Annotated in this window: 19 protein-coding genes; 4 read left to right on the top strand and 15 right to left on the bottom strand. The window is 57.8% G+C overall.

The genetic code is table 11. From position 1 onward, the window contains the following. Positions 1 to 10: 10 nt before the first annotated feature. Positions 11 to 1174, top strand: coding sequence for an acetyl-CoA C-acyltransferase FadA (gene fadA, locus MFP24_RS18680; RefSeq protein ID WP_249231779.1), 1164 nt, complete (start codon positions 11 to 13; stop codon positions 1172 to 1174). A gap of 49 nt (positions 1175 to 1223) precedes the next feature. On the opposite strand, the gene MFP24_RS18675 is transcribed toward fadA, so the two are convergent. After that, positions 1224 to 2246 (bottom strand): LacI family DNA-binding transcriptional regulator, encoded by a 1023-nt coding sequence (locus MFP24_RS18675; RefSeq protein WP_249231778.1) that lies wholly within the window; start codon positions 2244 to 2246, stop codon positions 1224 to 1226. Between the two features lie 374 nt (positions 2247 to 2620). Here MFP24_RS18675 and MFP24_RS18670 point away from each other — a divergent pair, with 374 nt between their 5' ends. Beyond that, positions 2621 to 3808, top strand: coding sequence for an L-talarate/galactarate dehydratase (locus MFP24_RS18670; protein ID WP_249231777.1), 1188 nt, complete (start codon positions 2621 to 2623; stop codon positions 3806 to 3808). A 97-nt stretch (positions 3809 to 3905) separates the two neighbouring features. After that, a complete protein-coding gene (locus MFP24_RS18665) occupies positions 3906 to 5222 on the top strand; it encodes an MFS transporter (RefSeq protein WP_249231776.1) in 1317 nt (438 codons plus the stop codon). A gap of 102 nt (positions 5223 to 5324) precedes the next feature. On the opposite strand, the gene fre is transcribed toward MFP24_RS18665, so the two are convergent. After that, positions 5325 to 6026 (bottom strand): NAD(P)H-flavin reductase, encoded by a 702-nt coding sequence (gene fre, locus MFP24_RS18660; RefSeq protein ID WP_249231775.1) that lies wholly within the window; start codon positions 6024 to 6026, stop codon positions 5325 to 5327. Positions 6027 to 6082: 56 nt separating this feature from the next. Beyond that, positions 6083 to 7579, bottom strand: coding sequence for a 4-hydroxy-3-polyprenylbenzoate decarboxylase (gene ubiD, locus MFP24_RS18655; RefSeq protein WP_249231774.1), 1497 nt, complete (start codon positions 7577 to 7579; stop codon positions 6083 to 6085). A 180-nt stretch (positions 7580 to 7759) separates the two neighbouring features. Here ubiD and rfaH point away from each other — a divergent pair, with 180 nt between their 5' ends. Beyond that, positions 7760 to 8248, top strand: coding sequence for a transcription/translation regulatory transformer protein RfaH (gene rfaH, locus MFP24_RS18650; RefSeq protein ID WP_009110997.1), 489 nt, complete (start codon positions 7760 to 7762; stop codon positions 8246 to 8248). Between the two features lie 38 nt (positions 8249 to 8286). Here rfaH and hemB read toward each other — a convergent pair whose 3' ends face one another. From hemB to argC, 12 genes are all read right to left on the bottom strand, one after another. Further along, positions 8287 to 9309, bottom strand: a complete 1023-nt coding sequence (hemB, locus tag MFP24_RS18645; RefSeq protein ID WP_249231773.1) for a porphobilinogen synthase — start codon at positions 9307 to 9309, stop codon at positions 8287 to 8289. 17 nt (positions 9310 to 9326) lie between these two features. Beyond that, on the bottom strand, positions 9327 to 10109 hold the full coding sequence (gene tatD / locus MFP24_RS18640) for a 3'-5' ssDNA/RNA exonuclease TatD (protein ID WP_249231772.1): 783 nt from the start codon (positions 10107 to 10109) through the stop codon (positions 9327 to 9329). A gap of 105 nt (positions 10110 to 10214) precedes the next feature. Further along, complete coding sequence (tatC, locus tag MFP24_RS18635; protein WP_249231771.1) at positions 10215 to 10967, bottom strand: Sec-independent protein translocase subunit TatC; 753 nt, start codon at positions 10965 to 10967, stop codon at positions 10215 to 10217. Between the two features lie 3 nt (positions 10968 to 10970). Further along, the gene (gene tatB, locus MFP24_RS18630; RefSeq protein ID WP_249231770.1) at positions 10971 to 11486 is read right to left on the bottom strand and encodes a Sec-independent protein translocase protein TatB; all 516 of its coding nucleotides are present in this window, start codon (positions 11484 to 11486) and stop codon (positions 10971 to 10973) included. A 3-nt stretch (positions 11487 to 11489) separates the two neighbouring features. Next, positions 11490 to 11753 (bottom strand): Sec-independent protein translocase subunit TatA, encoded by a 264-nt coding sequence (gene tatA, locus MFP24_RS18625; RefSeq protein ID WP_136164798.1) that lies wholly within the window; start codon positions 11751 to 11753, stop codon positions 11490 to 11492. Between the two features lie 81 nt (positions 11754 to 11834). Beyond that, positions 11835 to 13475, bottom strand: coding sequence for a ubiquinone biosynthesis regulatory protein kinase UbiB (gene ubiB, locus MFP24_RS18620; RefSeq protein ID WP_249231769.1), 1641 nt, complete (start codon positions 13473 to 13475; stop codon positions 11835 to 11837). Continuing rightward, the gene (gene ubiJ / locus MFP24_RS18615) at positions 13472 to 14080 is read right to left on the bottom strand and encodes a ubiquinone biosynthesis protein UbiJ (RefSeq protein WP_249231768.1); all 609 of its coding nucleotides are present in this window, start codon (positions 14078 to 14080) and stop codon (positions 13472 to 13474) included. The genes ubiB and ubiJ overlap by 4 nt, the downstream gene beginning before the upstream one ends. A 12-nt stretch (positions 14081 to 14092) precedes the next feature. Next, positions 14093 to 14848 (bottom strand): bifunctional demethylmenaquinone methyltransferase/2-methoxy-6-polyprenyl-1,4-benzoquinol methylase UbiE, encoded by a 756-nt coding sequence (ubiE, locus tag MFP24_RS18610; protein ID WP_249231767.1) that lies wholly within the window; start codon positions 14846 to 14848, stop codon positions 14093 to 14095. A gap of 144 nt (positions 14849 to 14992) precedes the next feature. Next, positions 14993 to 16525, bottom strand: coding sequence for a DNA recombination protein RmuC (gene rmuC / locus MFP24_RS18605; protein ID WP_249231766.1), 1533 nt, complete (start codon positions 16523 to 16525; stop codon positions 14993 to 14995). A gap of 198 nt (positions 16526 to 16723) precedes the next feature. Continuing rightward, entirely contained in the window at positions 16724 to 18097 is a 1374-nt protein-coding gene (gene argH / locus MFP24_RS18600; protein ID WP_249231765.1) for an argininosuccinate lyase, read from the bottom strand. Between the two features lie 62 nt (positions 18098 to 18159). Beyond that, positions 18160 to 18933, bottom strand: coding sequence for an acetylglutamate kinase (argB, locus tag MFP24_RS18595; protein WP_249231764.1), 774 nt, complete (start codon positions 18931 to 18933; stop codon positions 18160 to 18162). A gap of 34 nt (positions 18934 to 18967) precedes the next feature. Further along, a complete protein-coding gene (gene argC, locus MFP24_RS18590; protein ID WP_249231763.1) occupies positions 18968 to 19972 on the bottom strand; it encodes an N-acetyl-gamma-glutamyl-phosphate reductase in 1005 nt (334 codons plus the stop codon). Positions 19973 to 20055: the final 83 nt, after the last annotated feature.

The raw sequence follows: 20055 nt of genomic DNA, 5'->3' as shown, positions 1-20055 counted from the left end.
GTCAGAGAAGATGGAAAACGTAGTGATTGTTGACGCCGTGCGCACGCCGATGGGCCGTTCCAAAGGCGGCGCATTCCGCCAGGTGCGGGCCGAAGAGCTATCCGCGCATTTAATGCGCAGCCTGCTTGGCAGAAACCCGGCGCTGGAAGCGGATGAGATAGACGATATTTACTGGGGCTGCGTGCAGCAAACGCTGGAGCAAGGCTTCAACGTGGCCCGCAACGCCGCGCTTCTGGCGGAAATCCCGGTGACCGTTCCGGCGACCACCGTTAACCGGCTATGCGGCTCCTCCATGCAGGCGCTGCATGATGCGGCCCGCGCCATTATGGTCGGCGACGCCCACGTCTGCCTGATTGGCGGCGTTGAACATATGGGGCACGTTCCCATGAACCACGGCGTGGACTTCCATCCCGGACTCGGCCGCACCGTCGCCAAAGCCGCCGCCATGATGGGACTGACCGCCGAAATGCTGGCGCGCATACACAATATCAGCCGGGAGATGCAGGACCGGTTTGCCGCCCGCTCTCATCAGCGCGCCGCCAGCGCCACAACGTCTGGCGCTTTCCGCAAGGAGATCGTCCCGACGTCCGGCCATGACGCCGACGGCGTTTTACACCGCTTTGACCATGACGAGGTTATTCGGCCGGAAACCAGCGTCGCCGGCCTGGCGGAACTCAAGCCGGCTTTTGATCCGCTCAACGGCACCGTCACCGCCGGCAGCTCTTCCGCCCTTTCCGACGGCGCGGCGGCGATGTTAATCATGAGCGAATCGCGCGCCGCCTCATTGGGATTAACGCCGCGGGCGCGCATCCGGGCGATGGCGGTGGTCGGTTGCGAACCGTCCATTATGGGATACGGCCCGGTGCCGGCGACCACGCTGGCCCTGAAACGCGCCGGACTGCGCCTTGACGATATCGGCCTGTTTGAGCTCAATGAGGCCTTCGCGGCGCAAACCCTGCCCTGCATAAAAGATCTGGGGCTGATGGAGCAGTTGGATGAAAAGGTCAATCTCAACGGCGGAGCCATCGCGCTCGGTCACCCGCTGGGCTGTTCCGGCGCTCGAATTTCCACCACGCTGATCAATCTGATGGAAAGCCGCGACGTGCAATTTGGCGTGGCGGCGATGTGCATCGGGCTGGGCCAGGGGATCGCCACGGTATTTGAGCGGGTTTAGCCGCCGCGACGCAAACGTGCGCGCTACCGCCGCGCACGGCCGTCAGGCATTATGCGGATTCGCGTTCCATCAGCGTAAAACCGATATCCACCACCGGGGTATCCACGCTTTTGCCTTCGATTTTATCGGCCAGCATGGTGGCCGCGTCTTTGCCTACTCTCCAGCGGTCCACGCCCACGGTGGTGATCGGCGGGATGTTATGCGCCGCGAAGGCCAGATCGCCGAACCCCATCACCGCGATATCTTTCGGCACCGTCAGCCCCCGCGCCGCCGCTTCCATAATGGCGCCCTGAGCCAGCGTATCGGAGCTGCAAATCACCGCATCAAACGGTGCGTCCTCCTCCAGCAACATGCTCAAACCGCGTCGCCCCAGCGCCAGCGTCGCAGGAAGCGGCACGATAACCTCGCGCGCATGGCAGCCCGGCTGTCGCTGCACCACATCATAGACGCCTTTCTTACGCTGCTCCGCCCTGCGGTCCGCGGTCCAAATCAGGGCAAAACGCGTATGGCCTTTCTGTAACAGATACCGGCCGGTGGCCTTACCGATATTCTCATGGGAAAACCCCACCAGCATGTCCAGCGGCGTCGGGGTTAAATCCCAGATTTCCACCACCGGAATATTGGCGTTAAGAATGATTTTGCGCAGTTCCGGCGCATGGTGGATGCCGGTCAGCACGATGCCGTCGGGGCGGCGCGACAGGATGGTGGAAACGATATCGGCTTCGGAATCATGCGTATATCCCACAACGCACAGCAGCATATGATAACCGCGCCCGGCCAGTTCATCGCTAATCGCCTGAACCGTGTCCACGAACATATTATTATTGATTTGCGGCACCACGACGGCGATCAGCCTACTGCGCCGCGAAGCCAGCCCGCCGGCCAGCATATTCGGGATATAGCCGGTAATGCGCACCGCCTCCATCACCCGGGCGACGGTCGAGGCGCGCACGATAGCGGGATTATTCAACGCCCGGCTTACCGTCATTGGCGACAGGCCAGCCGCTCTGGCCACATCTTCAAGCGTAGGGTTGCGCGGCTGATTACCACTGGCGCGTTTATCGCTTTTCAATGACACATTTCCTCATAGAAGGTCGGGCTTGGACGAACCTCATTATCATTGATAGTAAACCGGTTTTCTAGTTGCGTTGCTGACGTTTGCGGCGCCATTGGTTATCCCTGCGCATTTGCGCTTTTTTACCCGCGGCATTGCTATTTCTGCTGGGCGATTGCACATGTCGCATCAGGCACTTATCCAAATGATTGCGTTAACATTTATAATTTTTAAATTGCATAAAAAGACAATATTCCGCGACGGGAATAACAAAAAATAACGCCATTTTGCGCAAAATGTGATCTATTTTACAAATCCATTGCTGGGAAATAGCCTTCAGAGAAAATGTAATTTACAAATGTTAGCGCAATCATTTAACCAGGAGAATGCCCATGAGCGCCCATGCCAATTCAGATGCCGTAAGCTACGCCAAAGTCGCCGATGCCCGCACCGCGGCCGATTCCGGCGACCGTATTGAATCAGTCAAACTTTCGCTGGCTTTTTTACCGCTCGCTACGCCCGTCAGCGACGCCAAGGTCCTCACCGGGCGCCAGAAGCCGTTGACCGAAGTCGCCATTATTTTCGCAGAAATCCGCAGCCGCGACGGTTTTGAGGGCGTCGGTTTCAGCTACTCGAAACGGGCGGGCGGCCAGGGGATCTATGCCCACGCCAAAGAAATCGCGGATAATCTGCTGGGAGAAGATCCTAACGACATCGACAAGATCTACACCAAACTGCTGTGGGCGGGCGCATCCGTCGGCCGCAGCGGCATGGCCGTTCAGGCGATTTCGCCGCTCGATATCGCCCTGTGGGATATGAAGGCCAAACGCGCCGGGCTGCCGCTGGCCAAGTTGCTGGGAGCACACCGTGATTCCGTACAGTGCTACAACACCTCCGGCGGCTTCCTGCACACACCGTTGGATCAGGTATTAAAAAATGTCGCTATCTCGCGTGAAAACGGAATCGGCGGCATTAAAATCAAAGTCGGCCAGCCGAATACGGCGGAAGACATTCGTCGCCTTACCGCGGTACGTAAAGAATTGGGCGACGACTTCCCGTTAATGGTGGATGCCAACCAGCAGTGGGATCGCGAAACCGCGATTCGTATGGGAAGAAAAATGGAGGCGTTCAATCTGGTGTGGATTGAAGAGCCGCTGGACGCCTACGACGTGGAAGGGCATGCCGCGCTGGCCGCCGCGCTTGATACGCCTATCGCCACCGGCGAAATGTTGACCAGTTTCCGCGAGCATGAGCAGCTGATTCTCGGTAATGCCAGCGACTTCGTACAGCCGGACGCTCCCCGCGTCGGCGGCATTTCGCCGTTCCTGAAAATCATGGATCTGGCTGCCAAACATGGGCGCAAGCTGGCGCCGCACTTCGCGATGGAGGTGCATCTGCATCTTGCCGCCGCCTACCCCATCGAACCCTGGCTGGAACATTTCGAATGGCTGAACCCGCTCTTTAATGAACAGCTGGCGTTGCGCGACGGACGGATGTGGGTTTCCGACCGTCTCGGGCTGGGCTTCACCATCAGCGAGCAGGCGCGTAAATGGACCACCCTGACGTGCGAATTTAAATAACATCGCTACCACGGCCGATACGCAACGTATTGGCCGTGACGCTCCGTATCCCTACGACATAACGAAATACAACCCTATTTAACAGGAGTTGTTTACCATGAACACTGCCATAAAACGGACCAATGTCCGCTACGTTATTTTATTATTCCTTTTTTTAGCCACCGTATTTAATTACGCCGATAGAGCAACACTTTCTGTGGTTGCGCCTATTATGAGTAAAGAATTGGGCTTTAATCCCGAAATGATGGGGCTGGCGTTTTCGGTATTCGGTATTTCCTACGTTATCATGCAAATTCCCGGCGGCTGGCTGCTCGACCGCTTTGGTTCGCGCATCGTCTACGGCTGCGCCTTAATCGCCTGGTCAATCGTCACCATGTTTCAGGGGACGATTTATCTTTTCGCTTCGCCGCTGGTGGTATTGATTATACTGCGTTTACTTATGGGAGCGATAGAGGCGCCCGCCTTTCCCGCCAACAGCCGGCTGAGCGTACAGTGGTTCCCGAATAAGGAGCGCGGCTTCGTCACTTCCGTATATCAGGCCGCACAATATATTTCCCTGGGAATTATCACCCCGTTAATGACGATTATTCTGCACAATTTAAGCTGGCATTATGTCTTTTATTATATCGGCGCGATTGGCGTGGCGCTGGGCGGATTATGGTTTATTTATGTTCAGGACCCTTTCCGTCATAAAAAGATTAATCAGGCGGAAATTGACTATATTCAGTCCGGCGGCGGCGAACCGCATCTCGGCGCCAGCAAGAAAAAAGAAAAAATCAGTTTGGCTCAATTTAAAACGGTGTGCATTAATCGCATGATGATCGGCGTTTATATCGGTCAGTTTTGCGTCACGTCCATCACATGGTTCTTTTTGACCTGGTTTCCAACCTACCTGTATCAGGCAAAAGGCATGTCCATTCTGAAAGTGGGCTTTATCGCGTCTATTCCCGCCATCGCCGGTTTTATCGGCGGATTGAGCGGCGGCGCGTTCTCCGACTATCTGCTACGGCGCGGCTACAGCCTGACTATCGCGCGCAAACTGCCGATTATCTGCGGCATGCTGCTGTCGTGCACCATCGTCGCCGCCAATTACACTCAATCGGAAGTCGTGGTGGTGGCCGCCATGAGCCTGGCTTTTTTCTCTAAAGGATTCGGCAATCTGGGATGGTGCGTGCTGAGCGACACCTCGCCCAAAGAGACGCTCGGTATCGCCGGCGGCGTCTTTAACATGTGCGGCAATCTCGCCAGCATTATTACGCCGCTCGTTATCGGTTTTATTCTGTCGTCAACGCAATCGTTCGATTACGCCATTCTCTATGTCGGTTCGATGGGGCTGGTGGGGTTAATTTCGTATCTGTTTATCGTCGGGCCGCTGGAACGTATTCAGCTATCGTCGTCCACGCCCCGCGGATAGTCTTTTTAGGCGCGCTTGCCGTTTCCGCTATCTGAACGCCATGGGAAACGGCAAGCTTTTATGACGGGCCAAGGCTATGCCTCGTTAAAACGTTTTTATTGCTCAGATAAACGAAAACGCGTCGCTGAACATATGCGCCGTCAGCGCGCCGCGTTCGTTGCAAAAACGTTCGCGGGCGATTTTGGCCATTTCAAAACGGCCGGCAATATAAATATCCTGCTCGGCCAGGGAACCGTAATCCTGCAGCACCGCGCTTAGCACCGTGCCGGTTCTGCCGCGCCAGCCCTCTTCCGGCTGTTCAACCACCGGGATCACCTGCAGGTTGGGATATTGCGTGGCGAGCTTTTCCAGTTCGGCGAGATCGTAAAGGTGTTTGGTTTCCCGGCCTCCCCAATAGATGGCGACGGCGCGGTCGGGTTGCTGAGACAGCGCCGTCAGCAAAATAGAGCGCACATAGGAAAAACCCGTGCCGCCGGCGATCAGCACCAGCGGACGCTGGCTCTCTTCCCGCAGCCATGCTTCGCCGTGGGGAATGTCCACCGTCAGCGTTTTCTCTTTCAGGATACGTTCCATCACCGCCATGGCGTAAAGATTAAGCTCGGAAGCGCCGATATGCAGCTCGATAACGTTCTTCTCCATCGGCGTGGACGCCATCGAGAAAGGACGCTTATCGCGTTCGTCCATCACCACCATCAGATACTGGCCGGCGCGGAAAGAAAAAGGAGCCTCAGGTAATAAACGCACCCGATAAACCGTATCGGTTATTGCCTCTACCAAAGTCACTTTACAGCTCAATGTTGTCATGCATTCCCTCTGTAGGGTCGTCGTCAAAGCAAAGCTGGGAACAGAGCAACAGCAGGTTAAGACCGGGGTTCTCTGTCGCTAAAAATGGCAAGTTCATCCCATATGGCATCAACGCGGGCGCATACCTGCGGATCTTTCCTGATCGGATGCCCCCACTCGCGCTGCGTTTCGCCCGGCCATTTGTTGGTGGCATCCAGTCCCATTTTGGAACCCAAACCGGAAACCGGCGAGGCGAAATCCAGATAGTCTATCGGCGTATTTTCCACCAATAGGGTATCGCGCGCCGGGTCCATGCGCGTGGTGATCGCCCAGATAACGTCTTTCCAGTCGCGGGCGTTAATATCATCGTCACAGACAATAACAAATTTGGTGTACATAAACTGCCGTAAAAAAGACCATACCCCCATCATGACGCGTTTGGCATGACCGGCATACTGCTTCTTCATGGTAACGATCGCCAGACGGTAAGAGCAACCCTCCGGCGGCAAATAAAAATCGACAATCTCCGGAAATTGCTTTTGCAAAATCGGCACAAAAACTTCATTGAGCGCCACCCCCAATACGGCGGGTTCATCCGGCGGACGCCCGGTATAGGTGGAATGATAAATCGCATCGCGCCGCTGGGTAATATGCGTCACCGTGAAAACCGGGAAGCTATCGACTTCATTGTAGTACCCCGTGTGGTCGCCATACGGCCCTTCCGCCGCCGTCTCGCCCGGCTCGATATAGCCTTCCAGCACGATTTCCGCACCGGCCGGCACTTCCAGATCGTTGGACAGGCATTTCACCACTTCGGTTTTGTGCCCGCGCAGCAGCCCAGCGAAGGCATATTCGGATAACGAGTCGGGAACCGGCGTGACGGCGGCCAGGATCGTGGCGGGGTCGGCGCCCAGCGCGACGGAAACCGGGAAGCGCTGCCCCGGATTTTGCTCGCGCCACTCCTGAAAATCCAACGCGCCGCCGCGATGCGACAGCCAACGCATGATCAACTGGTTTTTCCCCAGCACCTGCTGCCGGTAAATCCCCAGATTCTGGCGCTCTTTGTGCGGCCCGCGGGTCACCGTCAGTCCCCAGGTAATCAGCGGCGCGGCGTCCTCCGGCCAGCAGTGCATCACCGGTATCCGCCTTAAGTCGACGTCGTCGCCCTGCCATACCTGTTCCTGACAGGGCGCGGAAGCCAGCCGTTTGGTCGGCATATTCAGCACCTGGCGGAATTTAGGCATTTTATCCACCAGATCGCGGAATCCTTTCGGCGGCTCAGGCTCTTTAAGAAAAGCCAGCAGCTTGCCGACATCGCGCAACGCGCCGACATCCTCCTGCCCCATGCCCATGGCGACGCGCTGCGCCGTACCGAACAAATTGCACAGTACCGGCATCTCGTAACCCTTCGGGTTTTCAAACAGCAGCGCCGGACCGCCGGCACGCAGGGTGCGATCGGCTATTTCCGTCATTTCAAGATAGGGATCAATGGGCTGGCTGATGCGTTTCAATTCACCCCTCTCTTCCAGCAGAGAGAGGAATTCGCGTAAGTCACGATATTTCATGCTGATCATCGGGGCAGTCTGTGGAACTGGCTATTATAAAGTCTCTTCACCGGCCTGTCGCTCCTTAGTGCGGCTATTTATCTTGCCGGCAGGCCGTTGCCAGGCGGCGTTAAAAATTTCTCACGAAAATTTTTTATCCACGCCGGCATTTGATATGCTGATCGACCGAAATCATAAGTCTGCAAAATTATGGAAGCCTGGTACTTACTATATTGTAAACGTGGTCAACTACTGCGGGCGAAGGAGCATCTTGAGCGTCAGGATGTTACCTGTCTTAGCCCGATGATCACACTGGATAAAATTGTACGGGGTAAACGTACCGAGGTTTGTGAACCGCTGTTTCCGAACTATCTGTTTGTGGAGTTCGATCCGGAACACATCCATACCACCACCGTCAGCGCGACGCGCGGCGTCAGTAATTTCGTGCGCTTCGGCAATCTGCCCGCCGTCATCCCCCAGCAGGTGATCGATGATCTGTCGCTGCGTCCGACGCAGGGCATTATCGATCCGCAAACCCCGCAGCCGGGTGATGAAGTGCTGATTACCGATGGGATTTTCACCGGCCTGCAGGCTATCTATACCGAGCCGGATGGGGAAGCCCGCTCAATGCTGCTGCTGAACTTGTTGAATAAACAGGTTCGCCAGAGCATTGATAACCGGCAGTTTCAGAAGATGTAATCGCCAGGAACGGCGCCAGCCGCCCTGACGAAAGGCGATCAGCGCCGTAACTGCCCGTCGTGCAGCCATTGCGCCACGCGCTTGGCGAAGTAGGTCAGCACGCCATCGGCCCCGGCGCGTTTAAAGCACAGCAGCGACTCCATGATAACCGGCTGTTCCTGCAGCCAGCCGTTCTGGATCGCCGCCATATGCATGGCGTACTCGCCGGAAACCTGGTAGGCAAACGTCGGCACGCCGAACGTCTCTTTCACGCGCCTGACCACGTCCAGATACGGCATACCCGGTTTGACCATCACCATATCGGCGCCTTCCTGCAGATCCTGCGCAATCTCCTGTAGGGCTTCGTCGCCGTTGGCGGGGTCCATCTGATAGGTCTTTTTATCCCCCCCTTTCAGATTGCCGGCGGAACCCACCGCGTCGCGGAAAGGACCATAGTAACAAGAGGCGTATTTCGCCGAATACGCCATAATCTGCGTATTAATCAGGTTCCGCGCTTCCAGCGTTTCGCGGATCGCGCCGATGCGCCCGTCCATCATATCGCTGGGCGCCACGATTTCCGCGCCGGCCTCGGCGTGCGACAGCGCCTGACGCACCAGAATCTCTTTGGTGACGTCGTTAACCACGTAGCCGTCTTCATCAATGATGCCGTCCTGCCCGTGCGTGGTGTAGGGATCGAGCGCCACATCCGTCAACAGCCCCAGTTCCGGCACCGCGTCCTTGAGGGCGCGCACGGTGCGCTGCACCAGGCCGTCCGGGTTATAGGCTTCCTCGGCGTTTAACGATTTCTTGTCGCTCTCGATGACCGGAAACAGCGACAGCACCGGGATGCCGAGCCTGGCGATCTCTTCGGCCTCGCGCTGCAGCACGTCGATGGTCATGCGGTATACCCCCGGCATGGAAGGAACTTCCTGCCGGCGGTTTTTCCCTTCCATAACAAAAACCGGGTAGATCAGATCGTTGACCGTCAGCTGGTTTTCAGCCACCAGACGGCGGCTGAAATCGTGGCGGCGAATACGCCGCATTCGTCGGCCGGGGAAAGTACCGGGAAAGGCATGGCTCATATCATTGTTCTCCTGAATCAGACCAGCCGGAAAACCCGGCGGGCGTTTTCATCTGTTTTTTGCCCCAGCCACGCGACGTCTTCGTCGCGCCAGCCCGCAACCTGACGAACGATATGGGGCAGGAAACAGGGTTCGTTACGGCGGGATACGGGTTTGGGCGTTAAATCCCGCGGCAGTAAATAGGGGGCGTCGGTTTCCAGCAGCAGCCGATCGGCGGGGATATGTTTCAGCAAGGCGCGCAGCGCCAGGCCGCGTCGTTCGTCGCACACCCAGCCGGTAATGCCGACCATCAGACCCGCGGCCAGGCAGTCGTCAAGCTCGTCCCGGCTGCCGGTAAAGCAATGGACCACCGCGGACGGAAGCTTGTCGAGCCAGGGGCGCAGCAAGGCGATAAAACGGGCGTGAGCATCGCGGCAGTGCAGGAAAACGGGCAAAGCCAGCTCGGCGGCCAGCGCCAGTTGAGCGCTGAACGCCTGTTCCTGCTGTTGCGGAGTGGAAAAGTTGCGGTTGAAATCGAGCCCGCATTCGCCGACCGCCACCACGGAGTCCGACTGCGCCAGACGATAAATCTGCTCGGCGGCGGCCTCATCCCAGCGGCTGGCGTCGTGGGGATGAACCCCCGCCGTCGACCAGCAGTAAGACGGGTACTGTTGCGCCAGCGCCAATGCCTGACGGCTTTCCGCAACGCCGGTCCCGGTAATCAGCATCCCGCTGACGCCAGCCTGTTTTGCGCGCGCGACCACCTGTTCCCGGTCTTTGGCAAACTGGGAGCTGGTTAAATTGACTCCGATATCGAACATTGGCTACTTACCCGCCTATCGCTACAGTGACGCCGCCAGGGCGCGCAAAAAACAAAACCTCTCAGAGAGAGGCTATTTCCTTTGCCAAAAACAGGGAGCCGCTCCTTATGGCGCTGGCTCTTCCGTTTCAGCGCGGCGGCCTTTACCAACATAAAACCGGGAGAAGAATACGCCGATTTCGAACAGCAGATACATGGGGAGCGCCAGCAGCGTCTGCGAGAACACATCCGGCGGCGTCAACAGCATGCCGACCACGAAAGCGCCGACCAGCATATAAGGCCGTTTCTTTTTCAGGTCTTCCGGGGTCACCACGCCGCTCCAGCATAGCAATACTATCGCAATCGGCACTTCAAACGACACGCCGAACGCCATAAACAACGCCATGACGAAGTCGAGGTAATTGTTGATATCGGTGGCGATCAGAACCCCTTCGGGGGCCGTTTTGGCAAAGAAGCCAAACGCCAGCGGAAAAACCACGAAGTAGGCGAACGCCATCCCGGCGTAGAACAACAGGCTGCTGGAAAGCAGCAAAGGCATCATCAGCCGGCGCTCATGTTTGTACAGCGCCGGAGCGACAAACGCCCAGACCTGGTACAGGATCAGCGGCGCGGAGACGAACACCGATACGATCATCGTCAGCTTTATCGGCGTAAAAAACGGCGACGCCACGTCGGTGGCGATCATGCTGGCGCCCACCGGGAGCTGCGCGATCAGCGGCGCGGAAACCATCTGGTAGATATCGTTGGCGAAATACACCAGACAAAAGAACACCACCAGCACACAAATAATACTGTTCAGCAACCGCTTACGCAGTTCGATCAGGTGACTGATCAGCGGTTGGGTATCTTCAGCGGCCATAAACTAACGATCGTCACTTGGTTGATGGGTAGAAACCGCAGGCGCCGGTTCAGGTTTGATTTTGTTGCCAGCGGGCGGAGCGTTTGCAATCCCCTCGCTCTCAGGCTGCTGATGAGCCACGGCCGGCGGCGCGTTTTCGGTATCAATCACCCCGTCATGAACCGCCTCGGGGTCGTTTAGCGGCTGATAAGACGGCGGTTCCTGCGCATCGCCCGGAGGCGATTTTTCGGCATAGCCGCGCTTCATGGACTCCGCCGCCTCTTTCAGCTCATCCATGGAGGCTTTCAATTCCGGCGACAAATTTTGCAGGCTGGCTTTTTCCACTTTCTTCAGGCTGTCCTGCAACTCCTGCAGCTTCAATTCCTGCGACAGCTCATTCTGAACCGTAGACGCCAGCGAGCGCAGCGTTCTAATCCAACCGACCACCGTCTTTACCGCTACGGGCAACCGTTCCGGCCCAAGAACCACCAGGCCGATCACCATTACCAATAGCAGCTCGCTAAACCCGATATCGAACACCGCTTATACCTGCTCTTTATGCTGGCTCTTTGTTTCATCCGGTTTAACTTCCGGCTGCTGCTCGGCAATCGACTTGGTTGCAAAATCAGCATCCTGCTGCGTTTTATCCGCCTTGTCGGCTGACGACGCATCGTCGCCCATGGCTTTTTTAAAGCCTTTAATGGAAGCGCCCAAATCGGAGCCCAACGTTCTCAGCTTGTTGGTACCAAACAGTAATACGACGATGACTGCGATAATCAACAAGTTCCAAATACTAATACCGCCCATAACGTTTACCTCTTTTAAAAGGGGGGTCACCAAAATTACCCCTATTATATAGGGTAATCCTGCTATGCATCATGATCTGTTTCAACGAGTTCGACGCCAACCGATAATCCAGGCGACAACCCCCGCAGCCATCAGTCCGGAAGGTACGATATCCGCCTCCACGTGGCTAACTAGTAACACCGTACCACTTATCAATAGCGTTGCGCCAATTCCCAGCAGATAACGGGATTGTCCCTGACGAACGTGCTGGGCGCGCAACTCCTCCGCCAGCCTGTCCACGCTCTGGCGCAGTATCTTGTGCTGGCGCAGACCGTCGTAAAACAATTCGGGGATCTCCGGCAGCTTTTCCGCCCAAAACGGCGCCTTTTCTTTCAAGGCCCGGATCACCGCCGGCAGGCCGACCTGCTCTTTCAGCCAGTTTTCCAAAAACGGTTTCGCCGTTTTCCACAGGTCCAGCTGCGGATAGAGCTGGCGGCCGATGCCTTCGATATACAGCAGCGTTTTTTGCAACAGAACAAGCTGAGGCTGTACTTCCATATTAAAACGGCGGGCGGTGTTGAAAAGATTCAATAACACATGACCGAATGAAATTTCCGCCAACGGCTTTTCAAAAATAGGCTCGCACACGGTGCGGATGGCGAACTCGAAGTCCTCGACGTTGGTATCCGCCGGCACCCAGCCTGAATCCACATGCAACTCGGCCACTTTACGATAGTCGCGATTGAAGAAGGCGATAAAATTCTCCGCCAGATAGCGCTTATCTTCTTTGTTCAGCGAACCGACTATCCCGCAGTCTATCCCGATATATTGCGGATCGTCCGGGTGTTGGTCGTTGATAAAGATATTGCCGGGGTGCATGTCGGCATGGAAAAAACTGTCGCGGAACACCTGGGTAAAAAAGACCTGAACGCCGCGTTCCGCCAGCAGTTGAAGATTGGTGCCGTTGGCTTTCAACGCCTCCATATCGGAAACCGGAATACCGTAGATACGCTCCATCACCAGCATACTCTCGCTACAGTAATCCGGATATACCTCGGGAATGTACAGCATGCGGCTATTTTCAAAATTACGCCGCAGCTGAATGGCGTTCGCCGCCTCGCGCAGCAGGTTCAGCTCATCGAGCAGCGTTTTTTCATATTCGCGCACCACTTCGCGCGGGCGCAGGCGCCGGCCGTCCGGCAGCAGCCGCGGCAGCCAGCCGGCCAGGCGATGCATCAGGCGCATATCGGCTTTAATCAACGGCAAAATATCCGGCCGGATGACCTTGATGACGATCTCTTTGCCGGTCGCCTTCAGGCGGGCGGTATGCACTTGCGCAATCGACGCCGATGCCAGCGGCTTGACGTCAAAATCATCAAACCAGTTCTCCAGCGGGATCTCCCCCATCGACAGCTCGATTTGCCTGCGCGCCAGCCGCCCGTCAAAAGGGTCGACCCGATCCTGCAGCATGGCCAGCTGATCGGCGATCGCCGGCGGGAATAGGTCACGCCGCGTCGACATCATTTGACCGAACTTGATCCATACCGGACCAAGCTCCTGCAAAGCCAGACGGATACGTTCCCCCAGCGGCCGGTCGGCATGGCGATTCGGCATCCAGAACAGCAGCCGGCGGCCAAAGCGCAGCGGGATGGTCAAACGCATTTTAGGGATCAGCTCATCCAGGCCGTAGCTCAGCAATACGCGGACGATGCTGTAAAGGCGCAGCAGTTCACCGGGCATCATCGCAGCGTCTCCAACTTGGTCAGCCGTTCGGCCAGGCTTTCCGCTGATTTCTCCAGGGCGGCGATTTCCTCCTGGAACCAGGCATTTTCGAGTTTGCCCGGCGCCAGCCGCCACTCTTCGGTCAGCGTTTCGGACAGGGCGCGCCGCTGGCCGCGCACGATGCGGCTCACCGCGCCCAGCGTTTTTTGCGCCGTCTGGCTCAATCCCTGAGCGACCACATCCCCCAGATAGGGCGCCAGCCATTCCGCCGGGTCGAACTCGGCCAAATCAAGCAGCGCGATAAACTGCTGCGCCACCTGAATATCGCCTTCGACGATCAGGTCGCCGCTGCGCATCAGTGAAGAAAGCCGCTGCCGATCGCGTAACTTCAACAACACGGATAAACGCGTCTTCAGTCGGCAATCCGCGCGCTCCTCCCACTGGCTTACCACGTCGAGCCGCTGCTCGCTGAAGATCAGCACCAGCGGCGCGCTCAGTTCAGACAGTTCGACCTGCAGCGTTTTGCCGTGCAGGCGCTGACGCGCCGCTTTCAGACTGCGGTCGCGAAAAAGCAGCTGATTCAGCGCCGTTTCCAGCGTGGCGGTCAGCACAGAGGTTATCAGCATTGGCATATCCAATCAGAATTTAAAACCACGATGCAACGCGACGATGCCGCCGGTAAGATTGAAATAATTGACGCTGTCGAAACCGGCCTCGCTCATCATCCCCTTCAGGGTTTCCTGATCGGGGTGCATGCGGATTGACTCCGCCAGATAGCGATAGCTGCCGGCATCGCTCGCCACCATCTCGCCGATGCGCGGCAGGACGTGGAACGAGTACAGGTCGTAAACCTTGCTTAACGGCTTCAGCGTCGGTTTGGAGAATTCCAGCACCAGCAGGCGGCCGCCCGGCTTCAGTACCCGGTACATGGAGCGCAGCGCCTTGTTTTTATCGGTAACGTTGCGCAAACCGAAAGAGATGGTGATGCAGTCGAAGAAATCGTCCGGGAAAGGCAGCTCTTCCGCGTTCGCCTGCACGTAGCTGACGTTATTGATAATGCCTTTGTTGCGCAGTTTCTCGCGGCCGACCTTCAGCATCGAGGCATTGATATCGGCCAGCACCACTTCCCCCTCATCGCCGACGATGCGGGAGAATTTCGCCGTCAGATCGCCGGTGCCGCCGGCGACGTCCAGCACCCGCTGACCGCGCCGCACGCCGCTGCACTCAATGGTGAATCTTTTCCAGATACGGTGAATGCCGAGCGACATCAGGTCATTCATCAGATCGTATTTTGCTGCTACAGAATGGAAAACGTCAGCCACCATGACTTCTTTTTCATTCTTGGCGACAGTGCGAAAACCAAAATCGGTTGTTTTCTCCGGCTCATTTGCCATGTTATCCGCCTACTATTTTAGTCAACTATCGGGTCTAGCCATTTAATGGAAAGAGTGTAACAGACCCGGATAAAAAGCCCACCGTCCTAATGCCGATCGTTTCAGGATAGAGATCACCGGTAAAGCCGGCGCCAGGGGAACGATCTAGCCTTTTTCCGCCGCTGATTTTTGCGGGTCGCTCCCGGCTTCCGCCGCCGCGGGCGTCTCGGTCAGCGCATCCTGAGCGGCGCTTTCATGCCGGGCGGCCTGATCCGCCAGCGACGGACTGATCGGGCGCTTTACCTCCACGCCCAATGCGCGGAACCCCTCAGCCTGACCGATAAGGTTCCCCCGCCCGGAAGCGAGTTTGTTCATCGCCTGCCGGTAGCTGCCGTGGGCTTTATCCAGCCCCTGGCCCAGCGCTTCCATATCATCGACGAACAGCCGCAGTTTATCGTACAAGCGCGCCGCCCGCTCGGCGATCTGCTGCGCGTTGCGGCTCTGTTGCTCATAGCGCCACAGATTGTTGATGGTGCGCAGCGCCACCAGCAAGGTGGTGGGACTGACCAGCATAATATTGTGCTTCAGCGCTTCGCCGATCAACTCCGGCTGACGATCGATCGCCACCAGAAACGCCGGTTCGACGGGAATAAACATCAGCACGTAATCCAGCGAGCGCAGCCCCGGCAGCTGCTGGTAGTCTTTGCCGCCCAGCTGACGAATATGACCGCGGACGGAAAGCAGGTGTTCATTCAGGGCGGCCAACCGTTCCGCCTCGTCTTCGCTATTGAAATAGCGCTCATAGGCGACCAGCGACATTTTGGCGTCGATAACCACGTCCTTTCCCTGCGGCAGACGGACGATCACGTCAGGCTGCAGACGATTGTTGGCGCCGGTCTGCACGCTGACCTGCGTCTGGTATTCATACCCTTCGCGCAGCCCGGAGGCTTCCAGCACCCGGCTGAGCACCACCTCGCCCCAGTTGCCCTGCGTCTTGTTGTCCCCTTTCAGCGCCTTGGTGAGATTAATCGCTTCCCGGGCCATCTGGGCGTTGAGCTGTTGCAGACTACGAATTTCATGGGTCAGGGTGTGGCGCTCACGGGCTTCCGCGCCGAAGCTATCCTGCACCTGACGCCGGAACCCATCAAGCTGTTCGCGCAGCGGCATCAGCAGGCGATCCAGACTCTGTTTATTCTGCTCATCCACCTTGCGACCGCTGTGTTCGAAAATACGGTTGGCCAGATTTTCAAACTGGGTGGTCAGCCGCTGCTCGCTGTTCATCAGCAGGCGCTGCTTCTCTTCGGCCGCCATGCGCGTCTCTTCCAGCCGGATGGTCACCTCGCGCAGTTCCGCCTCCTGAGCGCTGTTAACCTCGCGCAGGGCGCGCAGTTCCTGATTTAGCTGAACGCACTCCTCACGCAACTGCGCCAGTTGCTGCAACTTCTCCTGGCCGGCGGCCAGCTGGCCGTGAAGGTTACGCAGCGCCAGTTCATGGTCGCGCTGCCGCTGTTCATACTGTTTGTTGCTCTGCTGGCTCTCGCTCAGCAGTTGCCGAGTCTGCTGCGCCGTCTGCTCAAGCAGACGCAACTCGGTTTCATGGCGCGCCTGCCGCTGCTGGTGCGCCAAGCTGCTCACCAGCCAGCCGACCAACAGGCCGACGACGCCGCCGCCCAATCCATAAAATATGCTGATATCCACTCCGCCTCCGCTGACCGTCGCTGCTGCCCGTCAAGGTAAGATGATACTGTATGGATGTCCAGAGAGAATTCGGGTTACGCGGGCGTTTGGCGGGCAATTACGGGGAAAAAAGATCAAAAATGCATGCGGCAGGCAAGATAATCGTCGATACCTCAGGCCGGCGGGTTCACCGGCCTGAGAGCGGGATGGCGCGCTTAATTACGCCAGACGCCGTTTCGCGTCCTGAATGGCCTGCGCCACCTGCTGCGGCGACACCCCGCCCTGCGCGGCGCGTTTATCCAGGCAGGATTGCAGCGACAGGATCGGATACACATCCTCGGCGATAACAGGGCTGAACATCTGCAAGTCCGCCAGCGACAGCGCCTCCAGCGCTTTCCCCTGGCGGATGGCTTCCACCACCGCTTCGCCGACGATATGGTGCGCCTCGCGGAACGGGATGCCCTTGTCCACCAGATAGTCCGCCAGCTCCGTGGCGTTGGCGTAACCCTGCTCCGCCGCTTCCCGGCAGCGCGGACGTTTCACCTGAATCCCTTCCAGCACCAGGCCGGCCATCATCAGGCAGTCGTGCCAGGTATCCAGCGCATCGAACAGCCCTTCCTTGTCTTCCTGCATATCTTTGTTATACGCCAGCGGCAGCCCTTTCAGCGTCACCATCATGCCGCTCAGCGCCCCCTGAACCCGGCCGCACTTGCCGCGGATCAGCTCCAGCGCGTCGGGGTTTTTCTTCTGCGGCATCAGCGAGGAGCCGGAGGTCACCCGATCGGAAAGCTCCACGAACGCCGCCTCGCCGCTGTTGAAGAAGATCAGATCTTCGGCGAAACGGGATAAATGGATCATGCCGATCGAGGCGTCGGACAGTAGTTCCAGCACGTGATCGCGGTCGGATACCGTGTCCAGGCTGTTGCGCGTGGCGGAGGCGAACCCCAGCCAGCCGGCCAGCTGTTCGCGATCGATAGGATAGGCGGTGCCGGCTAATGCGCCGCAGCCCAGCGGGCTGACGTCCAGACGTTTCAGCGTGTCTTCCAGACGGCTTTCGTCACGCACCAGCATTTCGTGATAGGCCAGACACCAGTGGGCGAAAGTGACCGGCTGGGCGCGCTGCAGATGGGTATAACCCGGCATCACGGCGTCCTGATTGGCCTCCGCCGTGGCGACCAGCGCCTGACGCAGCTGACGCACCGCCAGCAGCAGTTCGCCAATCTGCGCCTTGCACCACAGTTTCAGATCGGTGGCGACCTGATCGTTGCGGCTGCGCCCGGTGTGCAGTTTTTTCCCCAGATCGCCGACTTTGTCGATCAGACGCTGCTCGACCCAGCTGTGGATATCCTCCGCGTCGCTTTGCAGAATCACTTCGGGATCCGCCTGTACCTCGGCCAGCAGCGCGTTCAGCGCCTGTTCCAGTTGCTGCTGCTCCTGCTCGCTGAGCACATTGACGGTAACCAATGCTTTCGACCAGCCAATCGAGCCGCTGATATCCTGCTCTGCCAGACGGTAATCAAACCGCAGCGAGTCGTTGAACTGTTTAAAACGTTGATCTGCCGCCTGACTAAACCGACCGCCCCACAAAGCCATAACCCTTACTCCCAAAATTCAAATAAACACCGGGATGGCATCATGCCATACCCGAAAACCGCTTACGCTAAAATACGCGTGCCGATCGCCACGCCGTTGAACAGCGCGGGAAGCTGATCGGCATGACGCCAACTGGCGATATCCACCGGCCGCCCCAGGGTGCGGGCCGCGTCCAGCGCCGCGTTGACCTTGACGATCATGCCGTCGGTAATGATGCCCTGCTCGATCAGCTGCTGCGCTTTTTGCGCCGTCATTTCCGCAATGCGCTGACCTTTGCCGTCCAGAATGCCGCTCACGTCGGAAAGCAGGATCAAATCCGCCCCCAGCGTCTGCGCCAGCGCCGTCGCCGCCTGGTCGGCGTTCACATTCATCAGGTCGCCGCCGTCGGTAATGCCGATAGAGCTGACCACCGGCAAATATCCCGCCGACAACAGCGTATTCAACAACGCCGGTGAACCCGCCTGCGCTTTACCGACGAATCCCAGCTCCTCATCCAACTGCGTCACGCTGGTGCTGCCGCCGTCCGCCAGACATAGGCCGACGGCGTCGATGCCGTGCTTCTTCGCCCACGACAGCAGCGTTTTATTCGCCGAACCGGCCAACGCCCCGGCAATGATGTCGATCTGATCGGCCGGCGTAACCCGCAGGCCGTTTTTCTTCACCACCGGCAACGACAGTTTTTTCATCAGATCGTCAACCAGGCAGCCGCCGCCGTGCACGATCAACAGCGGGCGCTGGTGTTGCCGGCGATAGGCGACCAGCGCGCCAAACAGGCGCTCCAGCGCCTCTTCGCTATCCAGTAAAACGCCGCCTAGCTTGATAATTAACGGATTCATTGTTCTCTTCGTGCCTCAGAATGGTAAATTGCGATCAAAGTAAAGACTGGGTTTCCGGGAAACCAAAACGAATATTCATACACTGTACGGCCTGCGCCGCCGCGCCTTTCAGCAGATTATCCTCCGCGGCGACCGCGATCAGGTGTTCGCCCTGTACGGAAAAACCGATATCGCAGAACGGCAGCCCCACCACGGATTTCAACGCCGGCACGCCCTTCTCATACAGGCGCACCAGCGGTTTGTCGTGGTAGGCGTTGTGATAAGCCTCGGCGACATCCTGCTGCGTAACGCCCGGCTGTAGCCGACAGGTGATGGTCGCCAGTATACCACGGGCAAAGTTGCCCAGATGCGGCGTAAAGATGACCGGCGTGCCGAGGTGGGTCGAGATTTCCGGCTCATGGCGATGGTTGAAAATGCCGTAGGGCTGCAGGCTGACCTCACAGAAACTGTTGGTCATCGAGGCTTTGCGTCCCGCGCCGCTGACGCCGCTGACGGCGTTAATCACCGGCCATTGCGCGGCGTTCAGCAACTGGCCGTCCACCAGCGGCTTCAGCGCCAGCTGCGACGCGGTGGGGTAACATCCCGGCACGGCAATCAGCCGCGCCTGCTTGATGCCCTCGGCCCGCCATTCGGCCAGGCCGTAGACCGCCTGCGCCAGCCAGTCGGCGTGCTGGTGCTCAAAACCATAATAGCGGCGGTAAAATTCCGCATCGTTAACGCGAAACGCCCCTGATAAATCGAAGACGGTACAGCCCGCGGCCAGAAACTCGGGCGCCAGATCGTGACTGACCTTGTGATCCGTCGCCAGAAAGACCACGTCCACGCCTTTGGCGGCTTCAGCGACATCGGTCAACGGCCGGACCGGCAGGTCAATGATGCCTTTCAGCTGCGGATGCAAATCGGATAGTGATTTTCCCGCATCTACGCTTTGCGCTGAAACGGCTAAAGCGGTTATGTTCATCTGTGGGTGACGGTTCAGGTAAAGTGCAAGTTCGGCGCCGGTATAACCGCTTGCACCAACAATCAACGTATTCAGCATGGGATTCTGCGTACCTTCTTACTTATCTGCGGACCAGACTACAGGGCTCACCGGCCATCACGCCGTTCACCCGCGAAGCCAGA

Source organism: Brenneria tiliae, assembly GCF_023347575.1.
GTDB classification, from domain to species: domain Bacteria; phylum Pseudomonadota; class Gammaproteobacteria; order Enterobacterales; family Enterobacteriaceae; genus Brenneria; species Brenneria corticis.
This window is presented reverse-complemented; position numbering and strand designations above follow the sequence as displayed.

What these genes read in the sequence shown, in the direction of transcription:
- fadA (WP_249231779.1), top strand. Translation starts at nt 11, where the DNA reads ATGGAAAACGTAGTGATTGTTGACGCCGTGCGCACGCCGATGGGCCGT.
- MFP24_RS18670 (WP_249231777.1), top strand. Translation starts at nt 2,621, where the DNA reads ATGAGCGCCCATGCCAATTCAGATGCCGTAAGCTACGCCAAAGTCGCC.
- MFP24_RS18665 (WP_249231776.1), top strand. Translation starts at nt 3,906, where the DNA reads ATGAACACTGCCATAAAACGGACCAATGTCCGCTACGTTATTTTATTA.
- fre (WP_249231775.1), bottom strand. Translation starts at nt 6,026, where the DNA reads ATGACAACATTGAGCTGTAAAGTGACTTTGGTAGAGGCAATAACCGAT.
- ubiD (WP_249231774.1), bottom strand. Translation starts at nt 7,579, where the DNA reads ATGATCAGCATGAAATATCGTGACTTACGCGAATTCCTCTCTCTGCTG.
- rfaH (WP_009110997.1), top strand. Translation starts at nt 7,760, where the DNA reads ATGGAAGCCTGGTACTTACTATATTGTAAACGTGGTCAACTACTGCGG.
- hemB (WP_249231773.1), bottom strand. Translation starts at nt 9,309, where the DNA reads ATGAGCCATGCCTTTCCCGGTACTTTCCCCGGCCGACGAATGCGGCGT.
- tatD (WP_249231772.1), bottom strand. Translation starts at nt 10,109, where the DNA reads ATGTTCGATATCGGAGTCAATTTAACCAGCTCCCAGTTTGCCAAAGAC.
- tatC (WP_249231771.1), bottom strand. Translation starts at nt 10,967, where the DNA reads ATGGCCGCTGAAGATACCCAACCGCTGATCAGTCACCTGATCGAACTG.
- tatA (WP_136164798.1), bottom strand. Translation starts at nt 11,753, where the DNA reads ATGGGCGGTATTAGTATTTGGAACTTGTTGATTATCGCAGTCATCGTC.
- ubiB (WP_249231769.1), bottom strand. Translation starts at nt 13,475, where the DNA reads ATGATGCCCGGTGAACTGCTGCGCCTTTACAGCATCGTCCGCGTATTG.
- ubiJ (WP_249231768.1), bottom strand. Translation starts at nt 14,080, where the DNA reads ATGCTGATAACCTCTGTGCTGACCGCCACGCTGGAAACGGCGCTGAAT.
- ubiE (WP_249231767.1), bottom strand. Translation starts at nt 14,848, where the DNA reads ATGGCAAATGAGCCGGAGAAAACAACCGATTTTGGTTTTCGCACTGTC.
- argH (WP_249231765.1), bottom strand. Translation starts at nt 18,097, where the DNA reads ATGGCTTTGTGGGGCGGTCGGTTTAGTCAGGCGGCAGATCAACGTTTT.
- argB (WP_249231764.1), bottom strand. Translation starts at nt 18,933, where the DNA reads ATGAATCCGTTAATTATCAAGCTAGGCGGCGTTTTACTGGATAGCGAA.
- argC (WP_249231763.1), bottom strand. Translation starts at nt 19,972, where the DNA reads ATGCTGAATACGTTGATTGTTGGTGCAAGCGGTTATACCGGCGCCGAA.